This window comes from Pantoea sp. ICBG 985, assembly GCF_002928365.1.
GTDB classification, from domain to species: domain Bacteria; phylum Pseudomonadota; class Gammaproteobacteria; order Enterobacterales; family Enterobacteriaceae; genus Pantoea; species Pantoea dispersa.
This window is the reverse complement of record NZ_POWM01000007.1, coordinates 175,149-194,402: the sequence shown is the minus strand read 5'-3', so window position 1 is coordinate 194,402 and position 19,254 is coordinate 175,149. Positions and strand designations below refer to the sequence as shown.

Genomic DNA, 19,254 nt, shown 5'->3' with positions numbered 1-19,254 from the left:
TCTGCCACGGTAAAACATAATCGTTCCCGACGATACGCTGACGGCAGGTGAATATTGTCACCTCCGCCGCGCCAGCGTATTATCGTGCCTCTGAGGTGATGGCGTGCCACCTTACCCAACCGCCCTCTGGTTACAGACGGCTGATGACGCCTGACAACTTGCTTATCCCTGCGCGGGAGACGGCGGTGTGTCAGGTGTAGTTTCTGTCCTGCCGCGGCCCTGCGCGTATCTCAATTCAGGAGCTCCAGACTATGCTGAAGTCGCTGTTCGCGGTCATGATCGGTGGTGCCATCGGTTGCACGCTGCGCTGGCTTATCTCTTTGCGTTTCAATACGTTATTCCCCAACCTGCCGCCAGGTACGCTGATCGTTAATCTGGTCGGTGGCTTTATTATTGGTGCGGCAATGGCGTGGTTTGTGCGCAATCCGCACATCGATCCCGTATGGAAACTGCTGATCGTCACCGGCCTGTGCGGCGGGCTGACGACGTTTTCGACCTTCTCGGCCGAGATCGTGGTGTTGCTACAATCAGGAAAATACCTGTGGGCAATGTCGAGCGTGATGGTGCATGTCATCGGTTCATTGCTGATGACCTTTGCCGGTTTCGCCGTGGTGAACCTGCTGGGCTAAACGACACGCTTGAAATCACCCTTGAGAGGGGGATACTGATCAGGATGCTGTGCGGGTGGCGCACAGCCTCTGTCACCGCTTTATCCGGACGATTAAGGAGCTGTTGATGTCTGCAAACCCGAAATTCCTTAACCTGGTGCTGTTAAACGGTGAATCGGCGCATAAGCTGCAGGCGGCGCGTGCCGCCGGGTTCGATCAGGTTGAAATGTGGCGGGAAGAGGTTACTGAGCATACGGCGGCGCTGGCCGCGCAGCTAAACCTGGGCTTTACCAATCTGCAGGTGCTGCGTGACTTTACCGGCGCGCCGGACAGCGAACGGCTGCAAAAGCGCGCCGAACTGCGTGATTTCATTCGCGTCGCGCAATCGCTGGGCTGCGATACCATTCAGGCGCCGGCAACCACGCGCGAAGACTGCGTTGCGGAGCGCATTGATGAAGATCTGCGCTGGCTGGCCTCGGAAGCCGCGCGCTATAACATGCGCATCATGTATGAACCGATGGCGTGGTGCAGCGTCGACAATACGCTGCCGCTGGCGTGGCAGCGTTTGCAGCGGCTGGATCAGCCCAATATCGGGCTGGTGGTCGATCTGTTCCACATCTGCGCACGCGGTGGCGATGCCTCTCAGCTCGACGGCATTCCGGCCGACCGCATTTATGAAGTGCAGCTGTGCGATATGGCGCAGATGCCACCGCAGGAAAAGCAGGCGCTGAGCGACTATGCGCGCCATCAGCGCTTACTGCCCGGCGACGGCATCATTGAAGTGGAACGCTTTGTCGATAAGCTGAAAAGCGCAGGCTATCGCGGTCCGGTGGGCATCGAAGTGTTTAACGATCGCCTCAAAGCACAGCCGCCGGAAGCGGTCGCGCGTCAGGCGTGGCAGGCGCTGCAGCGCTACTGGCCTTAATCCTGCAGGCACTGGGCGATGTAGGCCGCTGCCTGCATCGCGCCGTGGCTGGAAATGGTGTGACCGGTGGTGGGTTCATACTGTGCGGTGACCGCGACGCCCGCGCTCTGCAGGCGCTGCGCGGCGGAGACGGTTTCGCTGAACGGGATGACCTCATCGGCTTTGCCGTGAATCAGCAGCGCGGAGGCATGCGGCGGCGGCGTGAGCGCCTCGTCAAAGGCCAGGCGACCGGAGAAGGCCACCACACCAGCCAGCGGATAGCGTCCGGAGGCCAGCGCATCCAGCGCCATGATCGAGCCCTGCGAGAATCCCACCAGAATCACCTTCTGCCACGCGCCGGCCATCGCGTGCTGCGCCATCAGCTGCTGCAGCGTGGCGTCAAAGGCGTCGCGCGCAGCCCGTACGCGTGCCGGACGGTTTTCCGGCGTGATGCCGGTCAGGCTGAACCACTGATAGCCCATGGCGTGCTCAAAGGGAAAGGGCGCATCGGGCGTGGCAAATGCCACGTCGGGCAGCAGCGCTGACCAGTGTTGCCCCAGCACCGCCAAATCCGCGCCATTACTGCCGACGCCATGTAAAAACACCACTAACGCTTTTGCCATTGCCCTGCTCCTTAAAAACTGTAGTCCGCCATATCCGGTCCCGCTGGCACGATGCCGTTGGGATTCAGCGCTTTAATCGAATAATAGCCCTGTTTGATGTGGTCGATGTTCACCGTTTGCCGCACGCCGGAGACCGCCAGCACACTCTTCAGATAACGATCGAGCAGCGGGTAATCGCGCAGGCGGCGCAGGTTGCATTTGAACAGGCCGTGATAGGCGACGTCAAAGCGTATCAGGGTCACGAACAGGCGGATATCGGCTTCGGTCAGTCGTTCACCCAGCAAAAAAGTGCGGCCATCTTTCAGCCGTTGCTCCAGCTCATCCAGCTGCTCGAATACCTCATTAAACGCCTGCTGATAGCTTACCTGGGTGGTAGCGAAACCGGTGCGATAAACGCCGTTATTGAGACGCGGGTAGATCGTTGCGTTCAGCGCGTCGATCTCCGGGCGCAGATCCTCAGGGTAGAGATCGAGCCGGTTGTCTGCCAGATCGCCAAAGCCGCTGTTGAACATGCGCAGAATATCCGACGACTCATTGTTAACGATGGTCTGGGTTTTTTTATCCCACAGCACCGGCACGGTCGCGCGCCCGGTAAAGTCGGCGTCGGCGCGGGTATACAGCTGGTGGAGATACTCAGCGTTGTTCAGCGGGTCGCGATCGGCACCGGGATAATCGCCGAAGCGCCAGCCCTGCGCGCCAAGCTGCGGCTCAACCACCGACACGCTGACAATCTGCTCCAGCCCTTTCAGGCTGCGCGCAATGAGCGTGCGCGAGGCCCATGGGCAGATCAGCGCGACATACAGATGATAGCGATCCGGCTCGGCGGCAAATTCGCTGCTGCCATCGGCGCTAATCCAGTGACGAAAGCTGGAAGTCTGGCGTACAAAGCCACCCTGTTTATCGGTGGCCTGAACCGGATGCCATTCTGCGCTCCACTTACCGTTTACCAACATCGCTCTGCTCCTCTGAAGTGATGTCAGCAGCTTACCGTGCTGCCGTTATGCTGATAATCCGGGCAAAACGGCTTTTATTGTTTCCATAATGGAAGGAATCAGCCGGGCGGATGCAGGCGGAAGTGCTCGGCCAGAAAGTCGATCAGCAGGCGGGTTTTCTGCGCCAGATGGCGCGCGGGCGGATACAGAGCAAACAGGCCCATGGCTGGCGGCGCAAAGTCCTCCAGCAGCGTGACGATTTCGCCCCGCTGCAGCGCCGGTGCAGCGATAAAACCGGGCAGACGCGCAATGCCGAGGCCGGCCAGCGCCGCCTGCAGGCAGGCTTCGGTGTTGGAGAAGCACAGGCGGCCGCGAATCGGCATGCTGACGCTGTCGCCACACGGCGTAACGAACGGCCAGTGCCAGGGATCGCGAAAGTTGGTGTCGCTGATGCACTGATGCGTCGCCAGATCGCGCCAGTGCTGCGGCGTGCCGTGCTGCAGCAGATAGCCGGGCGCGGCGGCGAGGCGAATCGGCACCTCGCCCAGACGGCGCGCAATCAGGCTGCTGTCGTCCAGCTTGCCGATGCGGATCGCCATATCGAAGCCTTCATCGACGATATTCACGGCGCGGTCGGAGAAGTTGACGTCCAGCTCAATCAGCGGATAGTGACGCGCGAACGCCACCAGCACGCTGGCCAGCACCGCGGTGCCGAAGGTGCCGGGTGCGCTAATCTTCAGGCGGCCGGTGGGCGAGCGGGCATTCTCCTGCACCGTGGCATCCAGCGCGTCGAACGCCTCCAGCAGGGTTTTCACCCGCTCGTAATAGGCGCGGCCGATCTCGGTGGGCGACAGCGCCCGTGTGCTGCGCTTGAACAGCTGCACGCCAAGCTGCTGCTCCAGACGCGACACCAGCTTTGACGCCTGGCCGCTGCTGGTGCCGAGCCGGGCGGCGGCACCCGCAAAACTGCCGACTTCGAGTACGGCGACAAACATGCGATCACAATCAAGACGATCCATGGTATTTCCTGCAAGGGAAAAGGGTGAGTATACACAGGCGAAGTGAAAAATCGTGGCACGGGCCGCGACAGCAATGTGCGCAGCATGGCGCAACGATCCGCTTTACATTCAGTGCGCCGCACCTTTCGCACGGCGGCAAAACCTGCTGAACTAGGCATTCGCCTTAAGCTGGCCGGGAGCCACCAATGCCTTTGCTTCACCTGTCATCGCTGGCGGAGATCACCGCTGCCGAATGGGATGCGCTGTTACCTGACAATCAACCTTTTTTGCGTCACGCCTTCCTGCTCGCGCTGGAAGAGAGTGGCAGCGTGCGCGCGGAAAACGGCTGGCAGCCGGATCATCTGCTGTGGCGCGAAGACGGCAGGCTGCGGGCGGCGCTGCCGGGCTACCGTAAACGCAACTCGTGGGGCGAATATGTGTTCGATCACGCATGGGCCGATGCCTGCCAGCGTGCCGGCATCGCCTATTACCCCAAATGGCTCGGCGCCATTCCGTTCAGCCCGGTGACCGGTGCGCGTCTGCTGGGCGACGAGACGGCCATCATCCCGATGCTGGAAGCGCTGCCCGATGCGTTGCAGCGGCACGGCTTAAGCGGGGCGCATATCAACTTCACCACGCCGCACGCCAACGCGCTGCTGGCAACCCAGCCGGACTGGCTGGCGCGCCTCGGCGTGCAGTATCACTGGCACAATCGCGGCTACCGCGATTTTCACGACTTTCTCGACACGCTGATGTCGCGCAAACGCAAGCAGCTGCGCAAAGAGCGCGAACAGGTGGCCAGCAGCGGCTTTGCGTTTAACTGGTATCGCGGCGATGAGCTGCGTGAAGATCAGTGGGATTTTGTGTATACCTGCTACGCCAACACCTACGCGGTGCGCGGCCAGCATCCCTATCTGACGCGCTCCTTCTTCAGCCTGCTGGCGGAGCGGATGCCGCAGGCGATTCGCGTGGTGATCGCCACGCTACAGCAGCAGCCCGCGGCCATGGCCTTCTGTCTGGTGGATGACGACACGCTGTATGGCCGCTACTGGGGCTGTCTGGCAGAGTTTGACCGGCTGCACTTCGAGACCTGTTTCTACCAGGGCATGGATTTCGCCATCGCCGAAGGGCTGCAGCGCTTTGATGCCGGTGCGCAGGGCGAGCACAAGCTGGTGCGCGGCTTTGAACCGCAACTCACCCACTCCTGGCACTATCTGTGCCATCCGGGGCTGCGTGACGCGGTCGGGGATTTTCTGCAGCAGGAGCGGGCAGGGGTACGCGCCTGGGCACAGGAAGCGCGCGACGCCCTGCCTTACCGGCGCGGCGATTAATCGACGCCGACAAATCCGCCGGTCTGATGCTGCCACAGGCGCGCGTACAGACCGCCGTGCGCCAGCAGTTCGCGATGGTTACCCATCTCAACAATGCCGCCGTTCTCCAGCACCACCAGCCGGTCCATTTTCGCGATGGTCGACAGGCGATGGGCGATGGCGATCACCGTTTTGCCCTGCATCAGCGTCTCCAGGCTCTCCTGAATCGCCGCTTCCACTTCCGAGTCGAGCGCCGACGTGGCTTCATCCATGATCAGAACCGGCGCATCTTTCAGCAGCACGCGGGCGATGGCAATACGCTGGCGCTGGCCGCCAGAGAGTTTGACGCCGCGCTCGCCGACGTGCGCATCCAGCCCGGTACGGCCCTGCGGATCGGAAAGCAGTGGGATAAACTCGTCGGCGCGGGCGCGCACAATCGCCGCCTGCAGCTCGGCTTCGCTGGCATCCGGACGACCGTACAGCAGGTTTTCGCGAATTGAGCGGTGCAGCAGCGATGTATCCTGGGTGATCATGCCAATCTGACTGCGCAGGCTCGCCTGCGTGACCTGCGCGATGTCCTGATCGTCAATCAGGATGCGCCCGCCGTTGATGTCATACAGCCGCAGCAGCAGGTTCACGAGGGTCGATTTACCGGCGCCGGAGGGGCCAATCAGACCGATTTTCTCGCCAGGCTTGATATTGAGATTCAGGCGGTTAATCACCTGGCGGCCGCCGCCATAGTCAAAACGCACATCCTCAAAGCGGATCTGGCCACGCGTCACCTGCAGCTTTTTCGCCTGCGGCGCATCCTGCACGCTGAGCGGTTGCGCAATGGTGTTCAGGCCATCCTGCACCATGCCGATGTTTTCAAAGATGCCGTTCACCACCCACATGATCCAGCCGGACATGTTCACCAGGCGAATCACCAGCCCGGTGGCCAGCGCGATGGCGCCTACGCTGATCAGCGACTGGCTCCACAGCCACAGCGCGAGGCCGGAGGTGCTGACAATCAGCAGGCCATTGAGCGTCGACAGCGTGATATCCATGCTGGTCACCATGCGGCTGGCGTGCTGGGTTTTGTCGGTCTGCTCCTGAATGGCGTCGCGCGCGTAGCGTTTTTCCAGATCGTTATGGGCAAACAGTTTCAGGGTGGCGATATTGGTGTAACCGTCAACGATGGTGCCCATCAGCTTCGAGCGCGCCTCGGATGACACCACCGAGCGCTGCTTAACGCGCGGCACAAAGAAGCGCAGCGACAGGCTGTACGCCCCAATCCAGACGATCAGCGGAATCATCAGGCGCCAGTCAGCTTCCGCGAACAGCACCAGTGAGGTCACGGCGTAAATCACCACGTGCCAGATCGCATCCACCAGCTGGACCGCCGAGTCACGCAGCGAGTTACCGGTTTGCATGATGCGCTGGGCGATACGGCCGGCAAAATCGTTCTGGAAGAAATTGAGGCTCTGCCGCAGCACATAGTTATGATGCTGCCAGCGAATCATGCTGGTCATGCTGGGGTTAATGCTTTGATGCACCAGCATATCGTGCAGCGCGATTACTACCGGCCGCAGAATCAGCGCCACCGCCGCCATCCACAGCAGAATCGGCCAGTTATCGCTGAACAGCGTGGCGGGCGTGGTGTGATTGACCAGATCGATAATACGGCTGAGATAGCTAAACAGCGCCACTTCGATCAGCGCCTGCGCCAGCCCGACAATCAGCAGCGCGACAAAACCTGGCCACACCTGACGCAGATAATAGAGGTAAAACGGCCACACGCTGGCGGGTGGGGAATCGGTGGGGGCATCCTGAAAAATATTGATAAAACGTTCAAAACGACGATACAACATAAGGCCACTCTTTCCGATCGGTGAGAGTTAACAGCTTAGTGCAACTGAACAGGGATTATCGACATGGATTTGCAGATTCGCGGACGCGAACCGGGCGATGCCGCCGCCTATCAACGTTTATACAGTCATCCCGAGGTGTATCGCTGGACCACGCAGCTGCCGTTTCCCAGCGTCGCCACCTGGCAGAAAAAATTCGAGCGTATGGACAGCGAAGGCTATATCGGCTTTGTGGCGGAAATCGACGGGCAGATGGTGGGCGAGCTGACGCTGTTTACCGAACAGCGGCCGCGTACGCGTCACAGCATCAGTTTTGGTATTGGCGTCGATCCGGCGTTTAGCGGTCGCGGCATCGGTGAGCGGCTGATCCGCACCGGTATCAACTATGCCTTTAACTGGCTGGGCGTGATCCGCGTTGAGCTGGAGGTGTTTCACGACAACCAGCGCGCGCTGCGTCTGTATCAGCGCCTGGGCTTTGAGCAGGAAGGCGTGAAGCGCAAAGCCTGCCTGCGCGAGGGCGAGTACCACGACATCATCGTCATGGCGATACTGCGCGAGTGATGGTTGCGTCGCTCTGTAACCAGGTCGCCCGATAACCAGGTCGCCATAAATGGCGCCCCGGCAGTGTCCGCCTGCTACTGGCTGCGCTCGACGTACTTTTGCATATTCTCTTTGGTCACCAGCTCGAACGGGATCCACACGTGTGAAGCCACTTTCTCGCCTTTAATCAGCTTCTGCGCCACGTCTACCGAGGTTTTGCCCTGACCGATGGCGTCCTGAAACACCGTCACCTGCATCTTGTCCTGCGCCAGAGCCTTCAGGCCGTCCGGCGTGGCGTCGATGCCGCCCACCAGAATCTTTTTATTGCTCTTTGCCAGCGCCATTGCCGCACCAATCGCCATCTCATCGTTATTGGCCGCGACGATATCGATCGCTTCACCGTTGCCAATCCAGTTGAGCATCAGGTCCATGCCTTCGTTGCGCGCATAGTTTGCTGGCTGCTTCTGTACCACTTTCATGCCTGGGTATTTCGCCACCACCTGCTCGACATCTTTGGTGCGCTGCAGCGCGCCGGCATCGGTCAGGTTGCCGATCATGATCGCCACGTTACCTTTATAATTTGCCAGCTTAGCCAGCGCCTCCATTTGCAGCGTGCCGGATTCGCGTTCGTCCGAACCGACAAACACTACGCCGGGCGGCAGGGTTTTATCGCCTGGCGTGCGGTTGACGTACACCAGCGGAATTTTCGCCTGCTGCGCCAGTCTGGTCAGCTGTGGTGTGCTGGCAGAATCCACCGGATCGACGATGATGGCATCCACGCCGGCGCTGATAAAACTTTGCACCTGGTCGGTCTGGCGGCCGACGTCGCCGCGCGCATCTTCAAACTGGGCATCCAGTCCGCGCGCTTTGGCTTCTTTATCGATGGCATGACGAATAATGGTAAGGAAGTTCTGGTCAAAATAGGCCATCGACACGCCGATCTTCTCCGCCAGCGCGGAAGCAGAACTGGTCAGCAGGCCAAGTAACAGTATCGCCTTGAGGGTTTTCATCGCAGACTCCAGAGTAAGCTGTTTATTAGAATAAATTTTTCATTGGTGTTAAAAATGGCTCAATGAAATCATTTTCAGCCTACGAGCCGGCAGCAGAGCTGGCAATCTGCTGCGTGGTAATTTGCTGTGTAGCGCACAATTTGCCCGACGCGCATGGATGCTTTGCCTGCTCATAGTGATCGCGCAAACTCTTTTCTCAGCGCTGGCGCACATTCCGCGGCGAAAGCCAGCACGGATTGAAGATTTTGTGCGCTACCGCACCCGGCTTTGTGTCAGCGACCAAAACCCGCGCCGTTTCGCCGCGCGAATTCCTTCATTCGCACAATGACCAGAGCAACACTGGCTTCCTATAGTTGCTGAACAGGGAAATCTGCGCGGTATTCCTGACCATCATCGCTTCGGGGCAGGATGCTCCTCCATCAAGGAATTCAGCCTATGTTGCAACGCAAAAACCGCAGCCAGAACAGCCATGTGCGTATCTGGATCCTTTGCCTGATTCTGTTCCTGTCAGTGGTCGCTTATGCCGATCGCTCGATCCTGTCGATCTCCGGCTCAGCGATCAAACAGGAGTTTGGCCTGTCGGCGATCCAGCTCGGCCTGATCCTTTCGGCCTTCAGCTGGGCGTATGTCATCGGCCAGATCCCCGGCGGATTGATTCTCGATCGCTTCGGCACCAAAAAGGTTTACGGCGTGACGCTGGCGCTGTGGTCGGTTTCGACCCTGCTGATGGGATTTGTCGGTGAGTTTTCCAGTGGCATGACCATGGCGCTGACGCTGATGTTTGCGCTGCGCTTCGCGCTGGGCCTGATTGAGGCGCCGAGCTTTCCCGCCAACGCCCGCGCAGTCATCATGTGGTTCCCGGGCGCAGAGCGCGGACGCGCATCGTCGCTGTTTGCCTCGGCACAATACTTTGCCGTGGCGATATTCTCACCGCTCTCCGGCTGGCTGGTGTCGCGTTATGGCTGGGAATGGCCATTCTTTGTGCTCGGCGGCATCGGCGTGCTGGCAGTGTTTGTCTGGGCGGGCTATATGCGCAGCCCGCGTCAGCATCCGCACGTTTCCGCCAGCGAGTTACATTACATTGAACAGGGCGGCGCGCTGGTGGATATCGACGCCGCGCAAACGCTGCGCGCACGGCCGCCGGTCAGCAAAGCGATGTTCAAAACATTGCTCACCAACCGCATGCTGTGGTGCGCCTACCTCGGCCAGTATTGCACCATCGCGCTTAGCTACTTCTTCATTACCTGGTTCCCGATCTATCTGGTGCAGGCGCGCGGCATGAACATTCTGGATGCCGGTTTCGCCACCATTGCACCGGCGCTGTTTGGCTTTCTGGGCGGCATCAGCGGTGGCTACATCTCAGATAAGCTGCTGGCGCGCGGCTGGAGCCTGTCGTGGGCGCGCAAAACGCCGTACATCGTTGGCATGCTGATGGCCGCCTCGCTGATTCTGGCGGCGGTGATCCCTTCCAACGCCGGCATTATCGCCATCATGTCGTTTGCTTTCTTCGGCAAAGGCGTGGCGGCGGGCGCGGGCACCTGGACCGTGGTCAGCGATACGGCACCCAAAGAAGCGGTTGGCCTCGCCGGCGCGATCTTCAACGGCATCGGTAACATGGCGGGCTTTATCACGCCGCTGTTGTTTGGCGTGATCGTTGGCCTGACTGGCAGCTACAGCATCGGCCTGGTGTTCGTCGGTGCGCACTGTGTCGTCGCGGCACTGCTGTTCCTGCTGGTGATGGGCCCGATTGAACGCGTAGGCGATCGGCACAACGCTGCCGTTGCCACAGAAGAGAAAACGGCGCAAAAGGCTGGCATTAAAGTGGCTTAATGCACTGCGCGGTAGCGGCGCAATTTATTGCGCAATGCTTAAACGTTCCTGCCTGACCCGACCAGTCACGCCGCCCTGAAGATTTTTTGCTCAGCTGCCGATATCACTCCTTACCATCCACTGATATTAAGGAGCGATATCGTGATAAAGCTGATTACCGTTGACGAGCTGCGGCCAGGCATGTTTATCCACAAGCTTGAGGTCTGGTGGATCAAGGACAAACGCATTCGCAACCAGATGCTGATCACCGATAAGCGTCAGATCGCCCTGATCCGTAACGAGGGGATCCAGCAGGTATGGATCGATCCCGAGCGGTCGGTGCGCGCGCCTGCCACGCCGCAGCCGAAAAAAGACATTCCGCAGACGCCGTTTTTCCGCGAGATGGATCAGGCGCAGTGCATCTTCAATCAGGGCAAGCCGCAGGTGCTGGCGATGTTCAACGAAGCGCGCATGGGGCAGGGCCTCGATCTTGCCTTTACCCTTGAGCTGGTCGATGAAATTGCCGGATCGATTACCCGCGAGCCGACCGCACTGCTCAGCGTGGCGCGGCTGAAAAATCATGACGATTACACTTACCTGCACTCTATGGCGGTGTGCGGTCTGATGATTTCGCTGGGCAAGAAAATGGGGCTGGATGAGCAGCAGTTGCGTCGCGTGGGCATGGGCGGATTGCTGCATGACGTCGGTAAAGCCGCGGTGCCGCTGACCATCCTCAACAAGCCGGATAAGCTCACCGACGAAGAGTTTACGATTATGCGCCAGCATCCAATCGTCGGTGCGCAAATGCTGATGGAAGCCCATGCGGATGAAGATTTGCTGGATATTGCGCTGCATCACCATGAAAAATTCGATGGCAGCGGCTATCCGCATCGGCTGCAGGGCGAAGAGATCTCGCTCTACGCACGCATGGCGGCGGTGTGTGACGTCTACGACGCGGTGACCTCCGATCGCCCGTATCGCAAAGGCTGGACGCCGGCGGAGGCGATGCACAATATGCTGAGCTGGCGCGGCCACTTTGACAGTGCGCTGCTGCACGCGTTTGTGCGCACCATCGGTATTTATCCGGTGGGCTCGCTGGTACGGCTGGCCTCCGGGCGCGTGGCGCTGGTGGTGCAGGCCGGGGAAAAATCGCTGCTGAAGCCCAAAGTGCATGTGTTCTGGTCGCTGCATTCGCAGCGCGAGGTCAAACCGGAAGCGCTGGACCTCGGCGACAGCTTCTGCACCGATACCATCACCGGCGCTGAGGACAGCGGCTTGTGGCACAACGTTGACCTGAATCGCATCTGGGCGCTGGAAAGCGCCTGATCTGCCCGCGTTTTTATACTTTCTTTACGCCCGCTCTGCGCCTTTTTACCCCTTCTTTATGCCGCGCCGCGCATGCTTGCTGCACTACCAAATCCTCTGGAGGTTGCTGTGAGTGTGGGCGTGATAGCCGGCATCGTGCTGGTATTTTTATTACTGGGCTACCTGATTTATGCCCTGCTTAATGCGGAGGCATTCTGATGGCGGCGAATGCGTTTTTACTGATTGCGTGCTATCTGCTGGTGCTGATGGCGCTGGCGCAGCCGCTGGGCCGCTTGCTGGCGCTGATGGTGGCGGATAAACCCCTGCTGGCGCGCAGCGAACGCGTGCTGTGGCGTCTGGCCGGCGTTGATGGCGCGGCGATGCGCTGGCCGCACTATCTGCTGGCCATCCTGCTGTTTAACGCGCTCGGCTTTGTGCTGCTGCTGGCGATGCTGATGGGGCAGGGCGCGCTGCCGCTCAATCCTCAGCATCTGCCTGGCCTGAGCTGGGATCTGGCGCTCAATACGGCGATCAGTTTTGTCACCAACACCAACTGGCAGGCGTACGCGGGCGAGAGCACGCTGAGTTACTTTAGCCAGATGGCGGGCTTAACGGTGCAAAACTTCCTTTCGGCGGCAACCGGTATTGCGGTGGCGTTTGCGCTGATGCGCGGTTTTGCCAACCGTTCGCTGGAAACGCTCGGCAACGCCTGGCGCGACCTGACGCGCATCACCGTCTACGTGCTGCTGCCGATTAGCCTGCTGATGGCGCTGTTTTTTGTCAGCCAGGGCAGCATTCAGAACTTTGAACCCTATCATGCCTTCACCACGCTGGAAGGCGCGCAGCAAACGCTGCCGCTCGGGCCGGTGGCTTCGCAGGAAGCGATCAAAATGCTCGGCACCAACGGCGGCGGTTTCTTCAACGCCAACTCGGCGCATCCGTTCGAAAACCCGACGGCACTGACCAACTTTGTGCAGATGCTGAGCATCTTCCTGATCCCGGCCGCGCTGTGTTTTGCCTTTGGTCAGCAGCTGGGCGATCGCCGTCAGGGCCATATGCTGCTGTGGGCGATGAGCATCATGTTTGTGCTGGCGGTGGTCGCGGTGATGTGGGCTGAGCTGCGCGGCAATCCGCACTTTCTGACCCTGGGCGCCGATAGCGCGATCAACATGGAAGGCAAGGAGACACGCTTCGGCATTCTCAACTCCAGTCTGTTTGCGGTGATCACCACCGCGGCGTCGTGCGGTGCGGTAAACGCCATGCATGACTCCTTCACTGCGCTGGGCGGCATGGTGCCGATGTGGCTGATGCAGCTGGGCGAAGTGGTGTTCGGCGGCGTCGGTGCCGGCTTATACGGCATGCTGCTGTTCGTGCTGCTCGGGGTGTTTATCGCCGGTCTGATGATTGGCCGTACGCCGGAGTACATGGGCAAAAAGATCGATGTGTGGGAGATGAAAATGACCGCGCTGGCGATTCTGGTGACGCCGACGCTGGTGCTGCTGGGTACTGCGCTGGCGATGATGACCGAAGCCGGACGCGCCGGTATGGCCAACCCTGGCATTCACGGCTTCAGCGAGGTGCTGTATGCGGTGTCGTCGGCGGCCAACAACAACGGCAGCGCCTTCGCCGGTCTCAGCGCCAACACCCCGTTCTGGAACCTGCTGCTGGGCTTCTGCATGCTGGTCGGCCGCTTCGGCATCATCATTCCGGTGCTGGCCATTGCCGGTTCGCTGGCGGCGAAGAAAATTCAGCCGGTCGGCAACGGCACGCTGCCGACTCACGGCCCGCTGTTTATCGCACTGCTGGTGGGCACCGTGCTGCTGGTGGGTGCGCTGACCTTCGTTCCCGCGCTGGCGCTTGGCCCGGTGGCGGAACATCTGCAACTTATTCAGGGATAACGGAATCATGAGTCGTCAACAACTGGCGCTGTTTGATGCGGCGCTGACGCGCACCGCGATGCTGGATGCGGTGAAAAAACTCGATCCGCGCGTACAGTTTCGCAACCCGGTGATGTTTCTGGTGTGGATCGGCAGCGTGCTCACCTCGCTGCTGGCCATCGGTATGGCGGCGGGGCAACTGAACGGCAGCGCCGGCTTTACCGCGGCGGTCGCCATCTGGCTGTGGTTTACCGTGCTGTTCGCTAACTTCGCCGAAGCACTGGCGGAGGGGCGCAGCAAGGCGCAGGCCAACAGCCTGAAAGGGGTGAACAAGCACAGCGATGCGAAGAAACTGGCGGAACCGTTTCATGGTGCGCAGTGGCGGCCGGTGGCGGCCGATATGCTGCGCAAAGGCGATGTGGTGCTGGTGGAAGCCGGTGACATCATCCCGTGCGACGGTGAAGTGCTGGAGGGCGGCGCATCGGTCGATGAGAGCGCCATTACCGGCGAATCGGCACCGGTGATTCGTGAATCCGGCGGGGATTTTGCCTCGGTAACCGGCGGGACGCGCATCCTGTCGGACTGGCTGGTGATTCAGTGTAGCGTCAATCCGGGCGAAACTTTTCTCGACCGCATGATCGCCATGGTGGAAGGCGCGAAACGCCGCAAAACGCCCAACGAAATCGCCCTGACCATCCTGCTGGTGTCGCTGACCATTGTGTTCCTGCTGGCGACCGCCACGCTGTGGCCGTTTTCCGCCTGGGGCGGCACGCCGGTTAGCGTGACGGTGCTGGTGGCGCTGCTGGTGTGCCTGATTCCCACCACTATCGGCGGACTGCTGTCGGCGATTGGCGTGGCGGGCATGAGCCGTATGCTGGGGGCCAACGTGATCGCCACCAGCGGGCGCGCCGTGGAGGCCGCCGGTGACGTGGATGTGCTGATGCTGGACAAAACCGGCACCATCACGCTCGGTAACCGCCAGGCGACGCAGTTCCTGCCCGCGCCGGGCGTCAGCGAGCAGCAGCTGGCCGACGCGGCGCAGCTGGCATCGCTGGCCGATGAGACGCCGGAAGGGCGCAGCATCGTGGTGCTGGCGAAGCAGAAATTTAACCTGCGCGAACGCGATCTCAGCAGCATGGGCGCCAGCTTTATCCCATTCTCCGCGCAGACGCGCATGAGCGGCGTCAACGTACAGGATCGCCTGATCCGTAAAGGCGCGGTCGACGCGGTACGCCGTCATATCGAAGCCAGCCACGGCAGCTTCCCGGCTGAGGTTAATGCCCGGGTGGAAGAGGTGGCGCGCGCCGGCGGTACGCCGCTGGTAGTGGCTGAAGGCGCGCAGGTGCTGGGCGTTGTGGCGTTAAAGGACATCGTTAAAGGCGGCATTAAGGAACGTTTCGCCGAGCTGCGCAAGATGGGCATCAAAACGGTGATGATCACCGGTGATAACCCGTTAACCGCCGCGGCGATTGCGGCGGAAGCCGGTGTCGATGACTTCCTGTCGGAAGCGACGCCGGAAGCCAAGCTGGCACTGATTCGCCAGTATCAGGCGGAAGGGCGCCTGGTGGCGATGACCGGCGACGGCACCAACGATGCGCCCGCGCTGGCGCAGGCCGACGTGGCGGTGGCGATGAACTCCGGTACCCAGGCGGCGAAAGAGGCGGGCAACATGGTCGATCTTGACTCAAACCCGACCAAACTGCTGGAAGTGGTGCACATCGGCAAACAGATGCTGATGACGCGCGGTTCGCTTACCACCTTCAGTATCGCCAACGATGTGGCGAAATACTTCGCCATCATCCCGGCGGCGTTTGCCGTGACCTATCCGCAGCTCAATATGCTGAACGTGATGGCGCTGCATTCACCGGCCTCGGCGATTCTGTCGGCGGTGATCTTTAACGCGCTGGTAATTGTGTTTTTGATTCCGCTGGCGCTGAAAGGCGTGAGCTATCGGCCGATGAGCGCGGCGGCGCTGCTGCGGCGCAATCTGTGGATTTATGGCGTAGGCGGTTTAGTGGTGCCGTTTATTGGCATTAAAGCGATCGACCTGCTGCTGACGCTGTCGGGCCTGGTGTAAGGAGAAGAGAAATGAGTCAGTTACGTCCGGCTGTAGTATTGTTAGTGCTGCTTACCCTGCTGACCGGCGCGGTCTATCCGCTGCTGACCACCGGCCTGGCGCAGTGGTGGTTTCCGTCACAGGCCAACGGTTCGCTGATTAAGCGCGACGGCGCGGTGCGTGGCTCAGAGCAGATCGGTCAGGCGTTTAGCCAGCCGGGGCACTTCTGGGGCCGTCCATCGGCCACCAGTGACGCGCCGTACAACGCGCAGGCGTCAGGCGGCAGCAACCTTGCCGCCAGTAATCCGGCGCTGGATAAAGCGGTGGCGGAGCGGGTGGCTGCGCTGCGCGCTGCCAATCCGCAGGCGCCGGCAGCGGTGCCGGTGGAGCTGGTAACCGCTTCAGGCAGCGGCCTGGATCCGGATATCTCCCCTGAAGCGGCGCTGTGGCAGGCACCGCGCGTTGCGGCAGCGCGCAACATGACGCTGAAAGACGTCGAGGCGCTGATTGCGCGCAACACCGAGCGCCCGCTGCTGCCGTTTATCGGCGAAGAAACGGTGAACGTGCTGCGGCTGAATATGGCGCTGGATGATTTGCAGGGATAGTTTCAAACCGCGCGAAGAATCGCGCCGCTACAAAAATGTGCACATACCGTAGCGGCGCAATTTATTGCGCAATGCCCCATTGGTGCACGCGATAAAAATGGACCTCGCATGAACGACGAATTACCGCGCCCCGATCCCGATGCCCTGCTGCTCAATCACAGCGACAGCCATCGCGGTAAACTGAAAATCTACTTCGGCGCCTGTGCGGGCGTAGGGAAAACCTACGCCATGCTGCAGGAGGCGCAGCGCCTGCGTGCGCAGGGGCTGGACGTGCTGGCTGGCGTGGTCGAAACCCACGGCCGTGAAGAGACCGCCGCGCTGCTGCAGGGGCTGGCGGTGCTGGCGCGGCGCGCCACCGGTCGGTCGCGCCATGCGGAGTTCGACCTCGACGCCGCGCTGGCGCGCCATCCGGCGGTGATCCTGATGGATGAACTGGCGCACACCAACGTACAGGGCTCGCGCCATCCCAAGCGCTGGCAGGACATTGAAGAGCTGCTGGATGCCGGTATCGACGTGATTACCACCGTCAACGTGCAGCATCTGGAGAGCCTGAATGACGTGGTGGGCGGCGTCACCGGCATTCAGGTGCGCGAAACCGTACCCGATCCCTTTTTCGACAGCGCCGACGAAGTGGTGCTGGTGGATCTGCCGCCGGACGATCTGCGTCAGCGGCTGAAAGAGGGCAAAGTGTACGTCGGCGACCGCGCCGAGCGCGCCATCGAAAATTTCTTCCGCAAAGGCAACCTGTTCGCGCTGCGTGAACTGGCGCTGCGTCGCACGGCCGACCGGGTAGACGATCAGATGCGCGCCTGGCGCGATCAGCAGGGGCGCGACAAAGTGTGGCACACGCGCGACGCGATTCTGCTGTGCATCGGTGACGACACCGGCAGTGAAAAGCTGGTGCGCACCGCTGCCCGTCTCGCTGCCCGTCTCGGCAGCGAGTGGCATGCGGTGTATGTGGAAACGCCGCGCCTCAACCGACTGCCGGAAGCGCAGAGGCGCGCCATTCTGCGCACGCTGCAGCTGGCGCAGGAGCTGGGCGCGGAAACCGCCACGCTGTCCGATCCGGACGAGGCGCGCGCGGTGCTGCGCTATGCGCGCGAGCACAATCTCGGCAAAATTGTTACCGGCCGGCAGCCGCAGCGGCGCTGGCGACGCGACAGCTTTGCCCAGCGTCTCGGCGAGCTGGGGCCGGAGCTTGACTTGCTGGTAGTGGCGCTGGATGAGCCGGTGCGCGATGTGCCAGCGGCCCTGAGCGGCCAGCGTGCCAGCGGCGAGAAATGGCGGCTGCACCTGCGCGGGTGTCTGATGGCGATCGCGCTGTGCGTGCTGGTGACGCTGATCGGCCGCTGGTGGCTGGTGGAGTTTGATACCGCCAACGCGGTAATGATCTATCTGCTGGCGGTGGTGCTGGTGGCGCTGCGCTTTGGCCGCTGGCCGTCGGTATTCGCCACGGTAATCAATATTCTGGCCTTCGACCTGGTGTTTGTGGCCCCCACCGGCACGGTGGCGGTATCGGATCTGCAATACCTGGTGACCTTTGCGGTGATGCTGGCGGTCGGGGTGATTGTCGGCAATCTCACCGCCGGCGTGCGCTATCAGGCGCGGGTGGCGCGCTACCGTGAACAGCGCGCGCGCCATCTGTATGAGATGGCGAAATCGCTTGGCAGCGCGCTGACGCCGCAGGATATCGCTGCCACCAGCCAGCGCGTCATTGAGGTGACGCTGCAGGCGCGCAGCCAGCTGCTGCTGCCCGACGAACAGGGCGAGCTGCAGTCGGCGGGTGAAAGCACCATCGGGACGCCGCCCGACCTCGGCATCGCCAAATGGAGCTACAGCAAAGGGCAACCGGCCGGTGCCGGCACCGATACGTTACCGGCGGTGCCGTACCAGATTCTGCCGCTGAAAAGCGGGGCACACTGCCGCGGCCTGCTGGTGGTTGAGCCGGACAACCTGCGCCAGCTGATGATTCCCGAACAGCAGCGGCTGGTGGAGACCTTTACGGTGCTGATTGCCAACGCGCTGGAACGCATGGCGCTGTCGCACAGCGAAGCCGCGTCACGGCTGGCCGCCGAGCGCGAGCAGCTGCGTAATGCGCTGCTATCGGCGCTGTCCCACGATCTGCGCACGCCGCTGACGGTGCTGTTTGGCCAGGCTGAGATGCTGATGCTGGACCTCGCCAGCGAGCAGTCGAAATACGTTGGCCAGGCCAATCAGATCCGCGAACAGACGCTGAGCACCATCCGGCTGGTGAGTAACATGCTGGATATGGCGCGCATTCAGTCCGGCGGGCTGAATCTGCGCGAAGAGTGGGTGGCGCTGGACGAGGTGATTGGCGGCGCGCTAAGCAGCATGGGACCGTCGCTGAAAGGGCACGACTTTACGCTGGATTTACCGCCGGAGCTGGTGCTGATCAAAGGCGACAGCGCGATGCTGGAGCGGGTGTTTACTAACCTGATCGAAAACAGCCTGAAGTATGCCGGCAATGCCGCGCAGCACGGCATTCGTGCCTGGCGCGATAAAGCGCGGCTGGAGATCGCCGTATGGGATAACGGACCGGGCATTGCGCCGGAGAATCTGACGCGCATTTTTGACAAGTTTGCCCGCGGCGACAAGGAGTCGGCCGTGCCGGGCGTCGGGCTGGGGCTGGCCATCAGCAAAACCATCATTGAGTCGCATCGCGGTCGCATCTGGGCGGAAAACCGGCCGCAGGGCGGGGCGGTGTTTCGCCTGTCGCTGCCGCTGCCGGCCGCGCCTGAAATTTCTGAAGAAGCACTGAAATAACTTCACATAAGTTCGGTTATACTCGATGGCTTGTCTGTTGATAAAT

The 19,254-nt window shown here is 61.1% G+C and carries 16 protein-coding genes and 1 riboswitch; of the genes, 11 read left to right on the top strand and 5 right to left on the bottom strand.

Going from position 1 to position 19,254, the window contains the following annotated elements; all coding sequences use genetic code 11:
- Positions 1-85: 85 nt before the first annotated feature.
- Positions 86-160, top strand: a riboswitch (Fluoride riboswitch).
- A 91-nt stretch (positions 161-251) separates the two neighbouring features.
- Positions 252-629 carry a fluoride efflux transporter CrcB gene (gene crcB, locus C1Y42_RS19805; protein ID WP_021507890.1) on the top strand — a complete coding sequence of 126 codons (378 nt, stop codon included), beginning with the start codon at positions 252-254 and terminating at the stop codon, positions 627-629.
- A 106-nt stretch (positions 630-735) separates the two neighbouring features.
- Positions 736-1,533 (top strand): sugar phosphate isomerase/epimerase, encoded by a 798-nt coding sequence (locus C1Y42_RS19800; RefSeq protein WP_058759364.1) that lies wholly within the window; start codon positions 736-738, stop codon positions 1,531-1,533.
- On the opposite strand, the gene C1Y42_RS19795 is transcribed toward C1Y42_RS19800, so the two are convergent.
- The 3 genes from C1Y42_RS19795 to C1Y42_RS19785 all read right to left on the bottom strand — a co-directional run bounded on the left by C1Y42_RS19795 (position 1,530) and on the right by C1Y42_RS19785 (position 4,086).
- The gene (locus C1Y42_RS19795) at positions 1,530-2,135 is read right to left on the bottom strand and encodes an alpha/beta hydrolase (RefSeq protein ID WP_104094194.1); all 606 of its coding nucleotides are present in this window, start codon (positions 2,133-2,135) and stop codon (positions 1,530-1,532) included. The two genes, C1Y42_RS19800 and C1Y42_RS19795, sit on opposite strands and share 4 nt — an antisense overlap.
- Before the next feature lie 11 nt (positions 2,136-2,146).
- Positions 2,147-3,088: a glutathione S-transferase family protein gene (locus C1Y42_RS19790; protein WP_104094193.1), complete on the bottom strand. Its 942-nt coding sequence runs from the start codon at positions 3,086-3,088 to the stop codon at positions 2,147-2,149.
- Positions 3,089-3,186: 98 nt separating this feature from the next.
- Positions 3,187-4,086: a LysR family transcriptional regulator gene (locus C1Y42_RS19785; protein WP_058759361.1), complete on the bottom strand. Its 900-nt coding sequence runs from the start codon at positions 4,084-4,086 to the stop codon at positions 3,187-3,189.
- A gap of 185 nt (positions 4,087-4,271) precedes the next feature.
- Here C1Y42_RS19785 and C1Y42_RS19780 point away from each other — a divergent pair, with 185 nt between their 5' ends.
- Positions 4,272-5,396 carry a GNAT family N-acetyltransferase gene (locus C1Y42_RS19780; RefSeq protein ID WP_104094192.1) on the top strand — a complete coding sequence of 375 codons (1,125 nt, stop codon included), beginning with the start codon at positions 4,272-4,274 and terminating at the stop codon, positions 5,394-5,396.
- Here C1Y42_RS19780 and C1Y42_RS19775 read toward each other — a convergent pair.
- Entirely contained in the window at positions 5,393-7,225 is a 1,833-nt protein-coding gene (locus C1Y42_RS19775; RefSeq protein WP_104094191.1) for an ABC transporter ATP-binding protein, read from the bottom strand. The genes C1Y42_RS19780 and C1Y42_RS19775 overlap by 4 nt on opposite strands.
- 63 nt (positions 7,226-7,288) lie before the next feature.
- On the opposite strand from C1Y42_RS19775, the gene C1Y42_RS19770 reads away from it, so the two are divergent.
- Positions 7,289-7,783 (top strand): GNAT family N-acetyltransferase, encoded by a 495-nt coding sequence (locus tag C1Y42_RS19770; RefSeq protein ID WP_104094190.1) that lies wholly within the window; start codon positions 7,289-7,291, stop codon positions 7,781-7,783.
- A 74-nt stretch (positions 7,784-7,857) separates the two neighbouring features.
- Here C1Y42_RS19770 and C1Y42_RS19765 read toward each other — a convergent pair whose 3' ends face one another.
- Positions 7,858-8,772 (bottom strand): sugar ABC transporter substrate-binding protein, encoded by a 915-nt coding sequence (locus C1Y42_RS19765; protein WP_021507882.1) that lies wholly within the window; start codon positions 8,770-8,772, stop codon positions 7,858-7,860.
- 435 nt (positions 8,773-9,207) lie between these two features.
- Between C1Y42_RS19765 and C1Y42_RS19760 the strand changes: the two genes are divergently transcribed.
- The 7 genes from C1Y42_RS19760 to kdpD all read left to right on the top strand — a co-directional run bounded on the left by C1Y42_RS19760 (position 9,208) and on the right by kdpD (position 19,208).
- Positions 9,208-10,602, top strand: coding sequence for an MFS transporter (locus tag C1Y42_RS19760; RefSeq protein ID WP_104094189.1), 1,395 nt, complete (start codon positions 9,208-9,210; stop codon positions 10,600-10,602).
- Between the two features lie 141 nt (positions 10,603-10,743).
- Positions 10,744-11,907 (top strand): HD-GYP domain-containing protein, encoded by a 1,164-nt coding sequence (locus C1Y42_RS19755; RefSeq protein ID WP_021507880.1) that lies wholly within the window; start codon positions 10,744-10,746, stop codon positions 11,905-11,907.
- Positions 11,908-12,015: 108 nt separating this feature from the next.
- Entirely contained in the window at positions 12,016-12,105 is a 90-nt protein-coding gene (kdpF, locus tag C1Y42_RS19750; protein ID WP_021507879.1) for a K(+)-transporting ATPase subunit F, read from the top strand.
- Complete coding sequence (gene kdpA / locus C1Y42_RS19745) at positions 12,105-13,784, top strand: potassium-transporting ATPase subunit KdpA (protein WP_104094188.1); 1,680 nt, start codon at positions 12,105-12,107, stop codon at positions 13,782-13,784. Before kdpF ends, kdpA begins: the two co-directional genes overlap by 1 nt.
- Positions 13,785-13,791: 7 nt before the next feature.
- Positions 13,792-15,840, top strand: a complete 2,049-nt coding sequence (gene kdpB / locus C1Y42_RS19740; protein ID WP_104094187.1) for a potassium-transporting ATPase subunit KdpB — start codon at positions 13,792-13,794, stop codon at positions 15,838-15,840.
- Positions 15,841-15,851: 11 nt separating this feature from the next.
- Positions 15,852-16,424, top strand: a complete 573-nt coding sequence (kdpC, locus tag C1Y42_RS19735; protein ID WP_104094186.1) for a potassium-transporting ATPase subunit KdpC — start codon at positions 15,852-15,854, stop codon at positions 16,422-16,424.
- A 108-nt stretch (positions 16,425-16,532) separates the two neighbouring features.
- Positions 16,533-19,208, top strand: a complete 2,676-nt coding sequence (gene kdpD, locus C1Y42_RS19730; protein ID WP_058759352.1) for a two-component system sensor histidine kinase KdpD — start codon at positions 16,533-16,535, stop codon at positions 19,206-19,208.
- The last annotated feature ends 46 nt before the right edge of the window (positions 19,209-19,254 follow it).